The organism is Amycolatopsis sp. TNS106 (assembly GCF_019330265.1).
GTDB classification, from domain to species: Bacteria; Actinomycetota; Actinomycetes; order Mycobacteriales; family Pseudonocardiaceae; genus Amycolatopsis; species Amycolatopsis lurida.
Genome location: NZ_CP024972.1, coordinates 7,525,302 through 7,542,183 on the forward strand (window position 1 = coordinate 7,525,302; position 16,882 = coordinate 7,542,183).

The following is a 16,882-nucleotide window of genomic DNA, read 5'->3' on the forward strand; positions in this document are numbered from 1 at the left end:
GCACGCTCACCTCGGGGTGCGTTGCATACGTTGAAGTAGCCGAACTCGCGTTCTTAGCATCGGCGTTGTCGCCGATGAAAAGGGAGAAACGCGATGGCGAAATTGATTGTGTTCGGAGGAACCGGGTACGCGGGCGGGAAGATCGCCGCGGAGGCGCGCGGCCGCGGTCACGAAGTCCTGGTGGTGTCCAGGACCGCCGAAGGCGAGGGGACCAGGGCCGGCTCGCTCTACGACGAGGCCTTCCTGGCCGATGTCGCCAAGGGCGCCGATGTCCTGGTCATCGCGGTTCACGGGCAGAGCGGCTTGCTCGACGCGGTGCCCTCGATCGCGCAGGTCGCGAAGGACAACGGCGCACGGATCGGCGTGGTTGGCGGAGCGGGCAGCCTGCACGTGGCCGAAGGCGGACCGCGACTGATCGACACCCCCGAGTTTCCGGACGAGTACAAGGGTGAAGCGGGCGCGCACGCCGAGGTGCTGGAAGCGTTCCGGAAGCTTCCCGAGGACGTCGACTGGTTCTACGTCAGCCCGGCCGCGGAGTTCGGCGCGTGGGCCGAGGGTGAGCGGACCGGTGAGTTCCGGCTCGGCGGTGACGTGCTCCTGACCGACGAGAACGGCGGTTCGAAGATCGGCGGTGCCGACTACGCGATCGCGTTCGTCGACGAGATCGACAAGCCGGAACACCGCCGCCAGCGTTTCTGCGTCGCTTACTGACCGGACAGTTCCTTCACGACCGGCGCGAACGTTTCCAGCATCGGTTCGAACACCGTGATGTAGGAGAAGCCGTACCGTTCGCGACGTTCCTGGAGCTGCCGGACGATTTCGGCGACGGTGCCGAAAAGCAATTGGGGCGTTTCGAGCAGGGCGTCGACGTCGAGGCCGTCCTGGTCTTCGACTTCTTCACGCCAGGCCGCGGCGGCCGCGCGCCGGTCGTCCGCGACGACGACCCGCTGGACCAGCATGTTCAGTTCGGGATCGCGGCCGTTCGCCTGCGCTCGGAAGAAGGCGACCCGTTCGTCCATGCGCTCGGCATCGTCGAGCCGGAACGTGCCCGGCGGTTTCCCCGGCGTTTGACGAAGACCCGCGAAGCCGGCGATGTCGGCTTCGCGGGCGGCGAGGGACAGCACGCCGTCGCTGTTGCCCGCGAGGAGCAGCGGCGGGGGCGTGATTCCTTCGTCGGCGAAGTGTCCGCGCAGATGGTCAAGGCTCTTGGCGAGGTACTCGATACGTTCCTTGGCCGGGGTCCACGGCAGGCCGGCGTCGTCGAATTCCGATTTCATGTGGCCGGAACCGAGCCCGAGATCCAGCCGGTCGCCGGTCATCTTCACCGTCGTGACGACGTCGCGTGCGAAGAGCGCGGCGTTGTAGAAGGCCATATTGGAAACAAGAGTGCCGACGCGGGGCCGTTGGGTCACCGCGGCGGCCATGGTCAGCGCCGGGAAAGGCGCGTTCCGCCCCGGTCCGAGATGATCGGGCACGGAGATGACGTCGAATCCGAGGGCCTCGACGCGACGGCACTTCGCGACCCAGTCTTCACGGTTCTCGGCGCCCCACAGGTTCACGCCGAATTTGAATTTCCCCATGAACGGAACCTAGCCACACCGGCCGGCAGGGCGCGCGTCGTTTCGCGATGAGCCGAAAACGAAGCAAGGGACCTTTGCTCTCACTCTCTTCCGGAGAGTGAGAGCAAAGGTCCCTTGCTTCCGCTGGATCAGGCGTTGCCGTCGAAGAGGGACGTGACCGACCCGTCCTCGAAGACCTGCTGGATCGCCTGCGCCAGCAGCGGCGCGATGGACAGCACGGTCAGCCCCGGGAACCGCTTCTCCTCCGGGATCGGCAGCGTGTTGGTGACGATGACCTCGCGCGCCTTGCAGTTCGACAGCCGCTCGGTGGCGGGGTCGGACAGGATGCCGTGGGTCGAGGCGATGACGACGTCGGACGCGCCTTCGTCGAGCAGGGCCTCGGTGGCCTTCACGATTGTGCCGCCGGTGTCGATCATGTCGTCGATCAGCACGCACAGCTGACCGCGGACCTTGCCGACGACGCGGTTGGCGACGGCCTGGTTCGGCTTGTCGGGATCGCGGGTCTTGTGGATGAAGGCGATCGGCCGGTCACCCAGCTGCGCCGCCCACTTCTCGGCGAGCCGCACACGGCCCGAGTCCGGCGAGACGACGGTGATGTTCTCGTCCCGATAGGTCTTGTTGATGTGCGCGGCCAGCACGTTCTGCGCGAGCAGGTGGTCGACCGGGCCGTCGAAGAAGCCCTGGATCTGCGCGGTGTGGAGGTCGACCGTCATGATCCGGTCGGCACCCGCGGTCTTGAACAGGTCCGCGATCAGGCGCGCGGAGATCGGCTCGCGGCCCTTGTGCTTCTTGTCCTGCCGCGCGTACGGGTAGAACGGCATGATCACGGTGATCCGCTTGGCGCTCGCCCGCTTGAGGGCGTCCACCATGATCAGCTGCTCCATCACCCATTCGTTGATGGGAGCGGGGTGGCTCTGGATCACGAAAGCGTCGGTCCCGCGCACCGATTCGTTGAACCGGACGAAGATCTCCCCGTTGGCGAAGTTGTGCGCGGTCTGCGGAACGACCGACACGTTGAGGTGCTTGGCGACCTCTTCCGCGAGTTCCGGGTGGGCGCGCCCGGAGAAGAGCATCAGGTTCTTCTTCGGTGTTCCGGACTTCGAGCTCATGCTGGCGACTCCCCGTCGTTTCCCTTGTTTGAATCGGACACGGCGGTGGTGTCCTGCTTCGCGGCGGAAGCTGCTTCCGCCGCAGGTGTGCCCGGCCTGCGCCGGGACACCCAGTCTTCGATGTTGCGCTGCGGCCCGGTGGACACGGCGAGCGCGCCCGGAGGCACGTCTTGCCTGATCACGGTGCCTGCCCCACTGTAGGCGCCATCGCCGATGGTCACCGGGGCGACGAACGTGTTGTCCGCGCCGAGCCGCACATGGGAGCCGATCGTGGTGTGGTGCTTGTTCACGCCGTCGTAGTTGACGAAGACGCTGGAGCAGCCGATGTTGCTGTTCTCGCCGATGGTCGCGTCGCCGACATAGGTCAGGTGCGGGACCTTCGTGCCGGCGCCGATGTCGGCGTTCTTCGTCTCGACGAACGCGCCGAGCTTGCCCTTGGTCCCCAGTTTGGAGCCGGGACGCAGGTAGGTGAACGGGCCGACCTTCACCCCGTCGCCCAGTTCCGAATCCGAACCGTGCGTCCGCACCACCGACGCGCCCGCGCCGACGGTGACGTTCTCCAAGGTGCTGTCCGGGCCGATCTGCGCGCCTTCGCCGATCGACGTCGAACCCTTCAGCTGCACGCCGGGCTCGATGACGACGTCGCGCGACAAGGTCACGCCCGCGTCGATCCAGGTGCTCGCGGGGTCGACGACGGTGACGCCCGCTCGCTGCCAGCCGCGGACGATCCGGCGGTTCAGTTCGGCGCCGAGGACGGAGAGCTGAACGCGGTCGTTGACCCCTTCGGTCACCCACGGGTCGTCGATGACCAGTGCGCCGACGCCCTTGCCGTCGCCGCGGGCGATGCCGAGGACGTCGGTGAGGTAGAGCTCGCCCTGCGCGTTGTCCGTCGAAAGCCGGGAGAGCCCGTCGACGAGGACCGAAGCGTCGAAGGCGTAGACGCCGGAGTTGATTTCGGCGATTTCGTGCTGTTCGGGGGTGGCGTCCTTCTGCTCGACGATCGAGGTGACGACGCCGTTTTCGTCGCGGACGATCCGGCCGTAACCGGTCGGGTTCTCGACGACCGCGGTCAGCACGGTGACCGCGTTACCGGTGGAGGTGTGCTCGGCGACCAGGGAAGCGAGCGTTTCGGTGTCGAGCAGCGGGACGTCGCCGTAGCTGACGACGACGGTGCCGGTCAGCCCGCCGGGCAGCGCGGAGAGCGCGCACGAGACGGCGTGCCCGGTGCCCTTCTGCTCTTCCTGGACGGCCGTGACGACCTTACGGCCGAGTGCCTCGCCGACCTTTTCCAGCCGGGCGCCGACCGAGTCGCGACCGTGGCCGACGACCACGACCAGGTGCTCCGGGTTCAGTCCCGCGGCGGCCCGCACCGCGTGCTCGACCAACGGCCGGCCGGCGATCGGGTGCAGCACCTTCGGGGTGGACGAACGCATGCGGGTGCCCTCACCCGCGGCGAGGATCAACGTGCTCAGCGGGCCGGTCACGGCTCTCCCAACATTTCACCAACGGTGGTTGTCGGGCATTGATCCTACGTGGGCTGCTCGGAGTCCCACGCGGGGTCGGTCGGAGCATCCTCACCGGGCCATCCGGTCGCCGGGTCGATGGCCATCGAGTTCACCGACGAAACCTGGTTCCCGCCGCCGCGTTTCGCCTGGTACATGGCCGCGTCGGCGCGCGCGAGGACCTGCTCGGCCCGTTCCTGCGGGCGGAGCGAGACGAGGCCGACGGAGAGGGTGACACCGTGCGAAAGATGGTGCGGCAGAGATGCGACGGCATTCACAGAACGACCCAGCGCCTGCTTCGCCGCGGAGGCCGGAGCCCCAGGTAGGAGCACGATGAACTCGTCTCCGCCGTATCGGGCGACCACGTCGTCGCCGCGCAGGGCGTCGCGCAGCGTGCTCGCGATGACACGGAGCACGTTGTCGCCTTCGGCGTGCGACTGCTTGTCGTTGACGTCCTTGAATCCGTCGAGGTCGACCAGCGCGACCGCGAGCGGCTGGGCGTCGGCGGAGGACGCCAGCGAACGCAGCTTTTCGTCGAGCGCGCGCCGGTTCGGCAGCCCGGTGAGCGGGTCCTGGAGGGCCTGCTGGGTGATCGCGCCGTGTTCGGCGGACAGGCGTTCGTGCTCCCGGCGCGCGTTGAGCGTGGCGATCTGCGATTCCCGCAGCGACCACATCTCCGTTTCCAGGATGGTCGCGTAGTCGATCAGCGACTGGCTCGCGCCGGACGCGTAGTCCGGGGTGGTGTCGAGCCTGGCGAGTTCGCGGGCGAGGTTCAACCGCATCGACGGCAGCGAGCCGTCTTCGTTGTCCTCGCGGACCTCTTTGAGCACTTGCAGGGCGTCCTCGCGGCGGCCGTCGTTGTCCAGGCAGCGGGCCAGCGCGATGGCGATGATCTCGCGTTCGTGCGGGAACACCAGTTCCGGATGCAGCAGCGAGTTGAGGCGTTCGATATGCGACGAATCGGGCGACGCGAGCGCGGCGGCCGCGGCCAGCACGCCGACCTGGTCGATCGCGGGCACGCCGGCCTTGCGCGGGAAGAGCGACTCGGTGAACGGGCCTTCGGCGGCCTGGGCCATCGACGCGGCGGTGCGGAACTTGTCCGCCCCCTCGTCGTAGCGCTCGATGCGTTCGAGCCGCAGGCCCCAGCCCAGCAGCATCTTGACCCGGTTGATCAGCTGGAGCGCGATCTCGTGCGGGCTCGCGCTGTCGCGGATCGCCTGCGCGGCGCGGGCGATGGCCTCCTCGGCCGCCTCGTAGACGCCGAGCTGATTCAGCACCAGCCAGCAGTCGACCAGGGTCGTGGACAGCATCCGGTCCCAGTTGCGCCTGCCGACCTGGCGGTCCGGGACCGCGGAGTCGTCGAGGATGGCCAGCGCCCTGGCGATCTCGGTGAGGGCGGCGTCCTCCTGTTTGGCGATCACCAGCCGTCGGCCGCGCATGGCGTGCGCGTCGGCCCGCATCAGCGCGAGACCGTGTCGCCTGGTGTGCGCGAGCATCTCGTCGAGCCGGGGCTCCGCTTCGGCGGCGAGGCCGCGGGTGACCAGCCTGGCCATCGCCGAATAGCGCAGCAGCTGGGCGACCAGCAACGGTTCCCCGCGGCGCTGTGTCTCGTCGAGGAGTTCGTCGAGGCTGGTGACGATGTCCAGCTGTTCGGCGTAGCTGACACGCTGGATGGCCGCCCCGAGTTCGCGCGCGCGACCGTGGAGCCAGGCGTCGGACATCTCCGCAAGCGCCGGCCGCCTGCCACTGGTCGTCGCGTCCTCGGTCAGCCGCACACACCCCCACCGTTGAAAACGCCGCTGGTCATCTGTTCGTCTGCTCCGCCGCCAGGATTCGAACCTGAACTGTCAGAACCAAAATCTGAAGTGCTGCCGATTACACTACGGCGGATCGATCCTGGTCAGGATAGCCATGCCGGAGACCTCCACGTGCGCCCGGGGGTTGTCTCACCTTCGCGGGCACTCCACAGGGGACCAAACCTCCTGTACCGTAACTTACGGCATCGTAGGTAAGGTCACCCTTAGGGAAACCCTCGGGGTTGCGCATAGAAAAGAAGTGACTGCATGACGGCTACCCTGGACCGTTCCCAGAAGCCCGCGAAGGGCCCCAAGCCGGTAATCGAAGGACATCGATCGAGCGGCGTCCAGCTCTCGGTCTACCTCGGGGTCATCTTCCCGCTCGCCGCTTTGCTCGCGGCCGTCCCGTTCGCCTGGGGCTGGGGACTGACCTGGGTCGACGTCGGCCTGTTCGTGGTCTTCTACGCGATCAGCGGGCTCGGCATCACCGTCTCGTACCACCGCTACTTCACGCACGGCTCGTTCAAGGCCAAGCCGTGGCTGCGCGTCGCCATGGCGATCGCCGGCAGCATGGCCGTCCAGGGCCCCGTGATCACCTGGGTCGCCGATCACCGGCGCCACCACGCCTTCTCCGACCGCGACGGCGACCCGCATTCGCCGTGGCTGTTCGGCACGACACCGGTCGCCATCGCCAAGGGTTTCTGGCACGCGCACATGGGCTGGCTGTTCGATCGGGACCAGACCAACGCGGAGCGATTCGCTCCGGACCTGGTGAAGGATCCGGCCATCAAGAAGGTCGACGACCTGTTCTGGCTGTGGAGCCTGCTCACCCTGGTGCTGCCCGCGATCCTCGGTGGACTGATCACCTGGTCGTTCTGGGGCGCGGTCACCGCGTTCTTCTGGGCCGGCCTGGTGCGCGTCTGCGTGCTGCACCACGTCACCTGGTCGGTCAACTCGGTCTGCCACATGATCGGCGAGCGCCCGTTCGCGGCCCGCGACAAGTCGGCCAACTTCTGGCCGCTGGCGATCTTCTCCTTCGGCGAGTCGTGGCACAACCTGCACCACGCCGACCCGACTTCGGCGCGGCACGGCGTGCAGCGCGGCCAGATCGACATTTCCGCGCGGCTCATCTGGATCTTCGAGAAGTTCGGCTGGGCCTACGACGTGCGCTGGCCGACCCCGCAGCGCCTCGCGCGCATCGCCACTGAAAGCAAATAGCGAGGTCGCGTTAGTCTTCTGCGATGGCGGGGAGAAGGCGGACCAAACGTGAAGCGGTCACCGGGGCGCGTCCTGTCGCCCCGGTGGCCCGGGTGCGGATGACGGGGACCGAGCGCAGGCAGCAACTGCTCAACGTCGCCAGGGCCCTGTTCGCGGAGAAGGGTTTCGAAGGCACGTCCATCGAGGAGATCGCGCACCGCGCGAATGTCTCCAAGCCGGTGGTGTACGAGCATTTCGGCGGCAAGGAAGGCATCTACGCCGTCGTCGTCGACCGCGAGACGCAACTGCTGCTCGACCGGATGGTCTCGACTCTCCACGGTGGACACCCGAGAGTGATGCTGGAGCAGGCCGCGATCGCGCTGCTCTCCTACGTCGAGGACTCGCACGACGGCTTCCGCATCCTGGTGCGGGATTCACCGGTCGCGAGTTCGACGGGCACGTTCTCGACGGTGCTGAACGACATCGCCAGCCAGGTCGAGCACATCCTCGCGCAGCAGTTCGCCGCGCGGGGTTACGACGAGAAGCTGGCCGCGCTGTACGCGCAGGCGCTCGTCGGGATGGTCGCGCTCACCGGGCAGTGGTGGCTCGACGCCAGGAAGCCGAAACGCGACGAGGTCGCCGCGCATCTGGTCAACCTCGCCTGGAACGGTTTGTCCAATTTGGAGCACAAGCCGAAGCTGCGGCTGTACTGAGTTCTTCGTCGTGCGTCAGTGACGTTTCCCGGACACTGAGCGCTGGCTTCCCCAAAGAGATCATCCAGCTGGGGGAAGCACCGTGGAGAACCATCCCGCATACGCCGTGGAACCGACGGCTCCGCGGAAGAAGAGACCGTGGCTGAAACCGGTCATCGTCCTGGGTGTCATCGCCGGCATCGCCCTGCTGGGGTTCTTCGTCGAGAATCCGTTGACGGCGTGGCGTACCGAGGTCGGCGCCTGTCTCAAGGGCAACGTGGACAACGCGGAAAGTATCAGAAACGCCGAGTGCGGGACGCCGGAAGCGAACTTCAAGGTCGTCGGGAAGCAGGGCAGGCAGGCGGCTCCCGACGGCATCCTGCTCTGTCTGGAGAACCTCAAGAATCCGGGCGCGCGATTGCCGGCTGTCGGGGACTGCCTCCCCGGGGATGCCTTCGCGGCGAAGAAGCTCGAGACGGTGGACTGCGCGGGAGCGCACTTCAAGGTGCTCGCCATCGAAAGGGAAGCCGATGTCTCCATCGGGACCACGGCGTGCGCCTCCGTTTCGGCGACGGACATCAAGCTCACGTGGGCGTCGGGTGCGGGTGGGCTGATCCCGCGCGAACGGGTGCTGTGCCTCGACGAACTGAAGTAGGCGTCAGCGCAGGAGGCCGGTCTCCCGCAGGTGGTCGAAGATGATCTTGTCCACCGCGGATACCCGGGCCCTGTCCGCGTAGCCGAGCCACACGACCTCGTCGATCTCGCTGCTGGCCGTGAGTGTCCCGCCGAATTCGGCCGTGTAGCAGGTCATCCGGACCAGGAGTCCCGTCGCATGGCCATCGGCCTGCGCCTCGAAGACTCCGGCGGGCTCGATACTCGCCGGAATGATCTCGACGGTCAGTTCCTCGCGGACTTCGCGGATCAGTGTCTCCGTGTCGGTTTCGCCGGGTTCACGTTTGCCGCCGGGCAGGTAGAACACGGATTTGCCGCGCGACCGGGTGCTCAGGATCCGGCCGTCGCGCAGGTGCAGCCAAGCGATCTTGTCGATCATGGGTCAGCCCAGCGCCGCGGCGGTCTCGGCGGTGGTGAGCACTTCGCCCAGCCGCGGGAACACCTTCGTGACCGCCGATTCGTGGGAGATCGCGGCGATACCCGCCATCGCGTCCGAAACGGCGATGGTCTCGTAGGCGTGGTCGATCGCGGCCCGCAGCGTCGATTCGACGCCGTATTCCGTGGCGATCCCGGCGAGTACCAGTGTCTTCACGCCGAGTCCGCGCAGGAGTTCGTCGAGTCCGGTGCGGTAGAACGCACCGATCGTGTGCTTGGTGATCAGATGCTCGCCTTCGCGAGGCGTCAGCTCGGTGACCAGTTCACTGCCGGGCGGCTGCTCGTCGACGCCCGGCCGGTGCGCGCGCACGTGGACGATCGGTGAGCCGGCCGCGCTGAAAGCCTCTCGCAACAGCACGGCGTTCGACACGACTTCGGTGCCTTCGATCGGGACTGTCTCGAGCGCGACGATCCGCGTCTGGAGGTCGATCAGGACGAGCGCCGTCGTCGCCGGGTCGATCTTCGTCATGGGGGAAGCCTAGTGTCCCTATGCTGGAGGTCATGGGGCAGAACAGGGAAGTCATCGTCACCGGTGGTGGAACGGGTATCGGTTACGCGGTCGCGGCGGCGTTCGCCGCGCGGGGTGACCGGGTGACGATCACCGGCCGCCGCGAACAGGTCCTCACCGAAGCCGCCACGCTGCTCGGCGCGAACCCGGTCCCGTTCGACGCGGCCGATCCGGACGCGGTGGAACGGGCACTGGCCGAACTGCCGGAGCGCGTCGACGTCCTGGTCAACAACGCGGGCGGGAACACCGATTTCCGGAACGGGCCTGCCGGAGATCTGAAATCCTTCGCGGCGAACTGGCGGGCGAACCTCGACGCGAACGTGTTCAGCGCCGTGCTGGTCACCCGGGCCTTGCGGGAAAGGTTCGCCGACGGCGCGCGGATCGTCACGATCGGCTCCATCGCCGCGCGGACGGGAGCGGGTTCCTACGGTGCGGCCAAGGCGGCGCTGGAGGCGTGGAACGTCGACGTGGCAAGGGAATTCGGGCCACGGGGGATCACCGCGAACATCGTCGCGCCCGGACTCGTCGGGGACACCGAGTTCTTCCGGGGCAAGCTCTCCGACGAGCGCCGGGCGTGGCTGATCGGCAACACCCTGACCCAACGCGCCGGCGAGCCCGCGGACGTCGCCGAAGTGGTGGCGTTCCTGGCGAGCCCGGAGGCTCGGCACGTCACCGGCCAGGTCATCCACGTCAACGGCGGTGCGTATCTCGGCCGTTAGGCGCCGGGGGTGACTTTCAGCAGTTTGTCGTCCTGGCCTTCCGACGTCGTGATGTAGAGCGCGCCGTCGGGCGCGCTCCGGACGGCGCGAAGCCTGCCGAACTTGTCGTCGAATTCGGGCGGCAGTGTCACTTCGGTGACCTTGCCCGCGTCGTCGAGGCGGAACAGCAGGAGTTTCTGGCCTTTCAGCGCGGTCACGGCCAGCGAACCTTCGAGCGCTCCCCACCGCGATCCGGTGAGGAACTCCGCGCCGCAGATCGCCTCGGTGATCTCGCCGGTCGTCCACAAAGGACCGACGGCGTCCGGGAAGCGCTGCTTGTCGGTCATCGGGACGCTTTCGTCGTAGCTGGTCTCGGTGCCGCCCTTCGACGGGTCCCAGCCGTAGTTCGCGCCCGCGGTCTCCAGGTTGACCTCGTCGTCGATGGTCGGCCCGTGCTCGGCGGTGAACACCTGCCCGGTGCCGGGACGGACCGTGACGCCCTGGACGTTGCGGTGCCCGTAGGTGAACACGCGCTGTTCGTCCGGGTTCGCGGATTTGATGAACGGGTTGTCCGGCAACGCGTCGCCGGACTTCGCGTCGATACGGAGCACCTTGCCGCCGAGGCTCGTCCGGTCCTGCGGATGCTGCGGGCGGGCGGTGTCGCCGGTGCCGACGAGCAGGGCGCCGTCCGCGCCGAACGCGGGACGGCAGCCGGAGTGCCTGCCGCTGGGGTTCACCGGCAGCCCGGTCAGGAGGTCCTTGACCTTCGTGGCGCTCGCGCCGTCGTCCGAGAGCCGCCAGGTGACCAGACGGATGTCGACGGCGGTGTCGCCCTCCTTGTGGGTCTGGCAGGTGATGAACTCGCGCGACGTCGCGAAGTCCTTGCTGATCACCATCCCCATCAAGCCGCCTTCGCCGCGTACGTGGACATCGGAGAAGTCGGCGGCGACGTCGCGTTTCGTGCCGCCGTCGACCAAGGCCAGCTTCCCGGGACGCTGGGTGACGAGGATCTTCCCGTCCGGCAGGAAACCGACGTCCCAGCCGTGTTCGAGCCCGGCCGTCACCTGCTCGACCTTCAGCGCCGAAACGGCGGGCTTCGAAGTGACCGGTGGCGCGCTCTGCACCATCTCGCTCGAAGCCCCGGAGCAGGCCGTGACCAGCAAGGACAGGGAAGCGAACGCGACGACGGCGGTAGTGCGCATGACATCAGCATGCCACCGGGCTCAACCGCCCACTAGGGACGAACCGGTCAGGATCGCGGCCGTCTCGGCGTCGGCGGGAAGGAAAGTCTCCAGTTTCAATTCCGACACCGTGACGTCGGCGGCGGTCGCGAACGTCGTGATGGCCGTGATCAGCCGCAGCTCACCCGCCGAAGTGGACAGGCGCATCGGCACGGCGAACCCGAGATGGTCCGGGCCGGGCGGCCCGGGCTCCGGAACGTAACCTTCGAGTTCGGCCAGCAACGCGGCGAGCCGCTCGTCGGGCGCGTGCGCGATCTCCTGCGTCAGCCGTTCCAGGATGTGCCGCGCCCAGTCCGCGAGGTTCAGCACCCGCGGCGCCATCCCCTTCGGATGCAGCGCGAGCCGCAGGGTGTTGACCGGTTCCTCCAGCAGTTCGGGCGCGACGTCCTCGAAGAGCAGGTCGAGCGCGTCGTTGCGGGCGACGAGCACGCCGTAGCGGTCGACGACGATGGCCGGGTACGGCCGGTGCCCGTCGAGCAGCCGCCGCATCCCGTCGAGGACCGGCTTCAACCCGGGATCGTCGAGTTTCGTTTCGGGGAAACCGGGGGCGTACCCGGCGGCGAGCAGCAGGCCGTTGCGTTCCCGGAGCGGGAGTTCGAGCGATTCGGCGACGCGCAGCACCAGGCCGCGGCCGGGGATCGACCGGCCGCCTTCGAGGAAACTCACATGCCGTTGGGTGGTCCCGGCCCGGAGCGCCAGTTCCAGCTGGGACAGCCGCCGCCGCTCGCGCCAGCCCTTCAACGCGGGGCCGAATCCGGAAACCATGGCCGTTATCTTGGCCGAGCCGTCGCCGGTGCCGCCATTCCCTCGAAGGAATTGAGACGATTCCCCGCCGCGGAGAGGCTTCCGGCATGAAATCCGGTCTTGTCATCCCCACCTATCGCTCCACCCTCGACGCCGGGCGCACCGCGCCGGAAATGGTCGCCATCGCGGTCGAAGCCGAACGCCTCGGTTTCGATTCGGTCTGGGTCGGCGACACCTTCGCGCGGGCGCCCATCGATCCGCTGACGTTGCTCGGCGCGTTCGCCGCCAGAACCGAGCGGGTCACCCTGGGCACCGCCGCGCTGCTTCCGGCGTTGCGGGATCCGCTGCTTTCCGCGAACACGATCCTTTCTCTCGACCTGCTCAGCCAGGGCCGGATCACGCTCGGCGTCGGGGCGGGGTTCGCCGGCCGCAGCGAACCCGAGTTCGCCTTCACCCGCGTTCCGTGGGAACGCCGCCGCGCCCGGCTCGACGACATCGTCGCGCTGTGGCGGCACGTCTGGAGCGGGAACAGCGGTCCGTTCCACGGCGACGTGCTGCACTACGACACGCTTCCGGAGTACCCGGAACCGCACCGTCCGGGTGGTCCGCCGGTGTGGCTGGCCGCGTTCACCCCGGGCGCGCTGGAGCGAGCGGGACGGCTTTACGACGGCTGGCTGCCGTACCCGCCCGACGTCGCGGACTACGCCGGCGGGCTCGCGAAGATCCGCGAAACAGCCGTGCGCTCCGTGACGCCCGCGCTGTTCGCGACAGTGCTCATCGAGGAGGACCCGGTCCGGGCCCGCGAGCGGCTGGAGGACTACGCGCGGCGGAATTACGGCGTTCCGCTGGACTTCGTCGAGAAGATCCAGGTGTACATCGCGGGCAGCCCGGCGCAGGTCGCCGACAGGGTGCGCGAATACCGGGACGCGGGTGCCGAACACGTGCTGATCAGGATCGCGACCCAGGAACCGGCCGAGTTCGACGAACAGCTTCCGAAGGTCGCCGACGCCCTGCCCCGGTAATCGCGCGGCGGACTGTCGGTGCCCCCACGTAGGCTGGGACGGTGACAAACGCTCCATTGTCCGGACTCCTTCATGCCATCCTTCCCGATCCGGCCCTGCGCGGGGTCGTCGAGCGGGCCGGTGCCCCGGTGCTCGAACTCCAGGGCGCGATCGCCACCCGCCAGCTGGTCGTGGGCGCCCTCGCCGCGGACGAGGGCGCCGGCCGCCCCGTGCTCGCGGTGACGGCCACCGGCCGCGAGGCCGACGAATTGACCGCTTCGCTGAAGTCGTTCCTCGGTGAAGAGGCCGTGGCAGACTTCCCGTCGTGGGAGACGCTGCCGCACGAGCGGCTGTCGCCCCGGGCGGACACCGTCGGCCGGCGGCTGGAGGTGCTCCACCGGCTCAAGACGGGCGCCGACGACCTGCGTGTGGTCGTCGCGACCGTCCGCAGCCTCATCCAGCCGATGGCGCCCGGGCTCGGTTCGCTCGCGCCGATCGACCTGGTGGTCGGCGAGGAGCAGAGTTTCGAAGGTCTGCTGGAGCGGCTGGTCGAGCTGGCGTACACGCGGGTGGACATGGTCGAGAAGCGCGGCGAGTTCGCCGTGCGCGGCGGCATCCTCGACCTGTTCGGGCCGACGGCGCAGCATCCGGTGCGGGTCGAGTTCTGGGGCGACGAGGTCAGCGAGATCCGCGCGTTCGCCGTGTCGGACCAGCGGTCGCTGCCGGGGGAGATCCGGCACGTCAGCGCGCCGCCGTGCCGTGAGCTGCTGCTCACCGAGTCGGTGCGCGCGAAGGCCGCGGAGCTGGCGACGACGTACGAGGCGGACGCCCAGCTCACCGAGATGCTCACCAAGCTCTCCGGCGGGGTGCCCGTCGAGGGCATGGAGGCGCTCATCCCCGTCCTGTGCGAGGGCGAGCTGGACCTGCTGACCGACGCGATGCCCCAGGGCACGCACGTGCTGCTCGCCGATCCGGAGAAGATCCGCGCCCGCGCGGCCGACCTGGTCCGCACCGGGCAGGAGTTCCTCGAAGCGTCCTGGACCACGGCCGCCGCGGGCGGTCAGGCTCCGATCGACCTCGGCGCTTCCGCGTACCGGGACCTCGCGGGGATCGCGAAGCACGCTCAGGAGACGAAGCGCCCTTGGTGGACGCTCACGCAGCTGGCCAGCGACGATCCCGACGTCTACCGCGTGTCGATCGAGGCCGCGCCGAACTACCGCGGCGAGGTCGAGCGCGCGACGACGGACCTGCGCGCGCACACGGCCGCGGGCGGGACGGCCGTGCTCGTCGTCGCCGGGCACGGCACCGCGGCCCGTGCCGTCGAGCAGCTGTCGGCCGGGGAAGTGCCCGCGTCGCTCGCCGAAGGCATCACCGGTCCGCTGACACCAGGCGTCGTGACGGTGACGTGCGGCGGTCTTTCGGACGGTTTCGTGTCGCCGGAGCGAGCCCTCGTGGTGCTGTCCGAATCGGACCTCACCGGCCGGGGCTCGGGGGCGGGGGCGTCCACAAAGGACTTCAGCACCAAAATGCCGTCGCGGCGCCGCAACGCCGTCGATCCGCTCGCCCTCAAGACGGGCGATTACGTCGTGCACGACCAGCACGGCATCGGCCGGTTCGTCGAGATGGTGCAGCGCACCGTGGCCGGCGCGACCCGCGAGTACCTGCTGCTGGAGTACGCCTCCTCCAAACGCGGGCATCCGGGGGACCGGCTGTTCGTCCCGACCGACCAGCTCGACGAGGTCTCCCGCTACGTCGGCGGCGAGCTGCCGACGCTGAACAAGCTCGGCGGGTCGGATTGGAAGAACACCAAGGCCAAGGCGAAGAAGGCGGTCAAGGAGATCGCCGCCGAACTCGTACAGCTCTACGCCGCGCGGCAGTCCGCGCCGGGGCACGCGTTCGGGCAGGACACCCCGTGGCAGGGCGAACTCGAGGACGCCTTCCCGTTCACCGAGACCAACGACCAGCTCGCCGCGATCGACGAGGTCAAGGCGGATATGGAACGCGGCGTCCCGATGGATCGCGTCATCTGCGGCGACGTCGGCTACGGCAAGACCGAGATCGCGGTGCGCGCGGCGTTCAAGGCGGTGCAGGACGGCAAGCAGGTCGCGGTGCTGGTGCCCACGACGCTGCTCGCGCAGCAGCACCTGAACACCTTCACCGAACGGATGAGTTCGTTCCCGGTGAAGATCAGGGGCCTCTCGCGGTTCACGAACAAGGCCGAGTCCGACGCGATTCTCGAACAGCTGTCCTCGGGTGACGTCGACATCGTGATCGGCACGCACCGCCTGCTGCAGACCGGGGTCCGGTATAAGGACCTCGGCCTGGTGATCGTCGACGAGGAGCAGCGTTTCGGTGTCGAACACAAGGAGCACATCAAGGCGCTGCGGACGCACGTCGACGTGCTGACCATGTCGGCGACGCCGATCCCGCGGACGCTGGAGATGTCGCTCGCCGGGATCCGCGAGATGTCCACGATCCTGACCCCGCCCGAGGACAGGCACCCGATCCTGACCTACGTCGGCGCGTACGACGACAAACAGGTCGGCGCCGCGATCCGGCGCGAACTGCTGCGCGACGGCCAGGTTTTCTACGTGCACAACAGGGTTTCCTCGATTGAGAAGGCCGCGAAGCGTATTCGCGAGCTGGTGCCCGAGGCGCGTGTCGTCACCGCGCACGGGCAGATGAACGAGGAAAAACTCGAGAAGATCATCCAGGGTTTCTGGGAGAACGAGTACGACGTGCTCGTCTGCACCACGATCGTCGAGACCGGGCTGGACATCTCGAACGCCAACACGCTGCTGGTGGAACGCGGCGACCTGCTCGGCCTCGCGCAACTGCACCAGTTGCGCGGCCGGGTCGGGCGCGGGCGTGAGCGCGGGTACGCGTACTTCCTGTACCCGCCGGAGGCCCCGCTCACCGAGACGGCGCACGACCGGCTGGCGACCATCGCGCAGAACACCGAACTGGGCGCGGGTATGGCCGTCGCGATGAAGGACCTCGAGATCCGCGGCGCGGGCAACATCCTCGGCGCGGAGCAGTCCGGGCATATCGCGGGCGTCGGGTTCGATCTGTACGTGCGGCTCGTCGGCGAAGCGGTCGACGCGTTCCGCCGTCACGCGGGTGCGGAGACCGCCGAAGAGGAGGAACTCGCCGAGGTCCGCGTGGATCTTCCGGTGGACGCGCATATCCCGCACGACTACGTGCCGGGCGAGCGGCTGCGGCTGGAGGCGTACCGCAAGATCGCGGCCGCGCCCGACCAGGCCGGGCTCGACGCCGTCCGCGAGGAACTGGTCGACCGCTACGGCCAGCCGCCCGCCCCGGTGCGGAGGCTGCTCGCGGTCGCCGCGTTCCGGCACACCTGCCGCGCGGCCGGGGTCACCGAGGTCTCCGCCCAGGGCACGTCGATCCGGTTCGCGCCGCTGCCGCTGGCGGATTCGCAGATGGTGCGGCTGAAGCGCTTGTACCCCAAGGCTCTCTACAAGGCGGTCACGAACACGGTTTCCGTGCCGAAGCCGACGGAGGGCCCGGCGGGCGGGCGGATGGGCGCCCCGGCGCTGCGAGACGAGGAACTGCTGGACTGGTGCGCGAAGCTGCTGACGAATCTGATGAAGTCGCCGGCGCCCGTCGCGTGATCCGGCTCTGGACACGCGTGTCACGGCTCAGGAGCCGAGCCCGAATCGCGACTTACGACCTGGTTCTCTCGCCGG

Annotated in this window: 15 protein-coding genes and 1 tRNA gene; 7 read left to right on the forward strand and 9 right to left on the reverse strand. The window is 68.4% G+C overall.

Features of this window, described 5'->3' with window-relative positions:
• Positions 1–93: 93 nt before the first annotated feature.
• Complete coding sequence (locus CVV72_RS34770) at positions 94–711, forward strand: NAD(P)-dependent oxidoreductase (RefSeq protein ID WP_219148300.1); 618 nt, start codon at positions 94–96, stop codon at positions 709–711.
• Here the strand turns inward: CVV72_RS34770 and CVV72_RS34775 are convergent.
• From CVV72_RS34775 to CVV72_RS34795, 5 genes are all read right to left on the reverse strand, one after another.
• Positions 705–1,580, reverse strand: coding sequence for a TIGR03621 family F420-dependent LLM class oxidoreductase (locus tag CVV72_RS34775; protein ID WP_219148302.1), 876 nt, complete (start codon positions 1,578–1,580; stop codon positions 705–707). The two genes, CVV72_RS34770 and CVV72_RS34775, sit on opposite strands and share 7 nt — an antisense overlap.
• Before the next feature lie 128 nt (positions 1,581–1,708).
• Positions 1,709–2,689, reverse strand: a complete 981-nt coding sequence (locus CVV72_RS34780; RefSeq protein WP_007028782.1) for a ribose-phosphate diphosphokinase — start codon at positions 2,687–2,689, stop codon at positions 1,709–1,711.
• Entirely contained in the window at positions 2,686–4,173 is a 1,488-nt protein-coding gene (glmU, locus tag CVV72_RS34785; RefSeq protein ID WP_219148304.1) for a bifunctional UDP-N-acetylglucosamine diphosphorylase/glucosamine-1-phosphate N-acetyltransferase GlmU, read from the reverse strand. The genes CVV72_RS34780 and glmU overlap by 4 nt, the downstream gene beginning before the upstream one ends.
• Positions 4,174–4,217: 44 nt before the next feature.
• Positions 4,218–5,966, reverse strand: a complete 1,749-nt coding sequence (locus CVV72_RS34790; RefSeq protein WP_125674121.1) for a diguanylate cyclase — start codon at positions 5,964–5,966, stop codon at positions 4,218–4,220.
• A gap of 43 nt (positions 5,967–6,009) precedes the next feature.
• Positions 6,010–6,081 (reverse strand) — tRNA-Gln (locus CVV72_RS34795).
• Positions 6,082–6,254: 173 nt separating this feature from the next.
• Here CVV72_RS34795 and CVV72_RS34800 point away from each other — a divergent pair.
• The 3 genes from CVV72_RS34800 to CVV72_RS34810 all read left to right on the forward strand — a co-directional run bounded on the left by CVV72_RS34800 (position 6,255) and on the right by CVV72_RS34810 (position 8,531).
• The gene (locus CVV72_RS34800) at positions 6,255–7,205 is read left to right on the forward strand and encodes an acyl-CoA desaturase (RefSeq protein WP_125674120.1); all 951 of its coding nucleotides are present in this window, start codon (positions 6,255–6,257) and stop codon (positions 7,203–7,205) included.
• Positions 7,206–7,303: 98 nt separating this feature from the next.
• Positions 7,304–7,897 (forward strand): TetR/AcrR family transcriptional regulator, encoded by a 594-nt coding sequence (locus CVV72_RS34805; RefSeq protein ID WP_037318732.1) that lies wholly within the window; start codon positions 7,304–7,306, stop codon positions 7,895–7,897.
• An 82-nt stretch (positions 7,898–7,979) separates the two neighbouring features.
• Positions 7,980–8,531 carry a hypothetical protein gene (locus tag CVV72_RS34810; protein ID WP_219148306.1) on the forward strand — a complete coding sequence of 184 codons (552 nt, stop codon included), beginning with the start codon at positions 7,980–7,982 and terminating at the stop codon, positions 8,529–8,531.
• A 3-nt stretch (positions 8,532–8,534) separates the two neighbouring features.
• Here the strand turns inward: CVV72_RS34810 and CVV72_RS34815 are convergent, their stop codons facing one another.
• The gene (locus CVV72_RS34815) at positions 8,535–8,927 is read right to left on the reverse strand and encodes an NUDIX domain-containing protein (protein WP_219148308.1); all 393 of its coding nucleotides are present in this window, start codon (positions 8,925–8,927) and stop codon (positions 8,535–8,537) included.
• A 3-nt stretch (positions 8,928–8,930) separates the two neighbouring features.
• On the reverse strand, positions 8,931–9,452 hold the full coding sequence (locus CVV72_RS34820; protein WP_219148310.1) for an isochorismatase family protein: 522 nt from the start codon (positions 9,450–9,452) through the stop codon (positions 8,931–8,933).
• Positions 9,453–9,484: 32 nt separating this feature from the next.
• On the opposite strand from CVV72_RS34820, the gene CVV72_RS34825 reads away from it, so the two are divergent.
• Entirely contained in the window at positions 9,485–10,210 is a 726-nt protein-coding gene (locus CVV72_RS34825; protein WP_219148313.1) for an SDR family NAD(P)-dependent oxidoreductase, read from the forward strand.
• Here the strand turns inward: CVV72_RS34825 and CVV72_RS34830 are convergent.
• Together CVV72_RS34830 and CVV72_RS34835 are read right to left on the reverse strand one after the other, a co-directional pair.
• Entirely contained in the window at positions 10,207–11,391 is a 1,185-nt protein-coding gene (locus tag CVV72_RS34830) for a sorbosone dehydrogenase family protein (protein ID WP_219148315.1), read from the reverse strand. The two genes, CVV72_RS34825 and CVV72_RS34830, sit on opposite strands and share 4 nt — an antisense overlap.
• A gap of 21 nt (positions 11,392–11,412) precedes the next feature.
• Positions 11,413–12,195 (reverse strand): helix-turn-helix transcriptional regulator, encoded by a 783-nt coding sequence (locus tag CVV72_RS34835; RefSeq protein ID WP_219148317.1) that lies wholly within the window; start codon positions 12,193–12,195, stop codon positions 11,413–11,415.
• 86 nt (positions 12,196–12,281) lie between these two features.
• Between CVV72_RS34835 and CVV72_RS34840 the strand changes: the two genes are divergently transcribed.
• A complete protein-coding gene (locus CVV72_RS34840) occupies positions 12,282–13,196 on the forward strand; it encodes an LLM class flavin-dependent oxidoreductase (RefSeq protein WP_219148319.1) in 915 nt (304 codons plus the stop codon).
• A gap of 56 nt (positions 13,197–13,252) precedes the next feature.
• Positions 13,253–16,807 (forward strand): transcription-repair coupling factor, encoded by a 3,555-nt coding sequence (gene mfd, locus CVV72_RS34845; protein ID WP_219154325.1) that lies wholly within the window; start codon positions 13,253–13,255, stop codon positions 16,805–16,807.
• Positions 16,808–16,882: the final 75 nt, after the last annotated feature.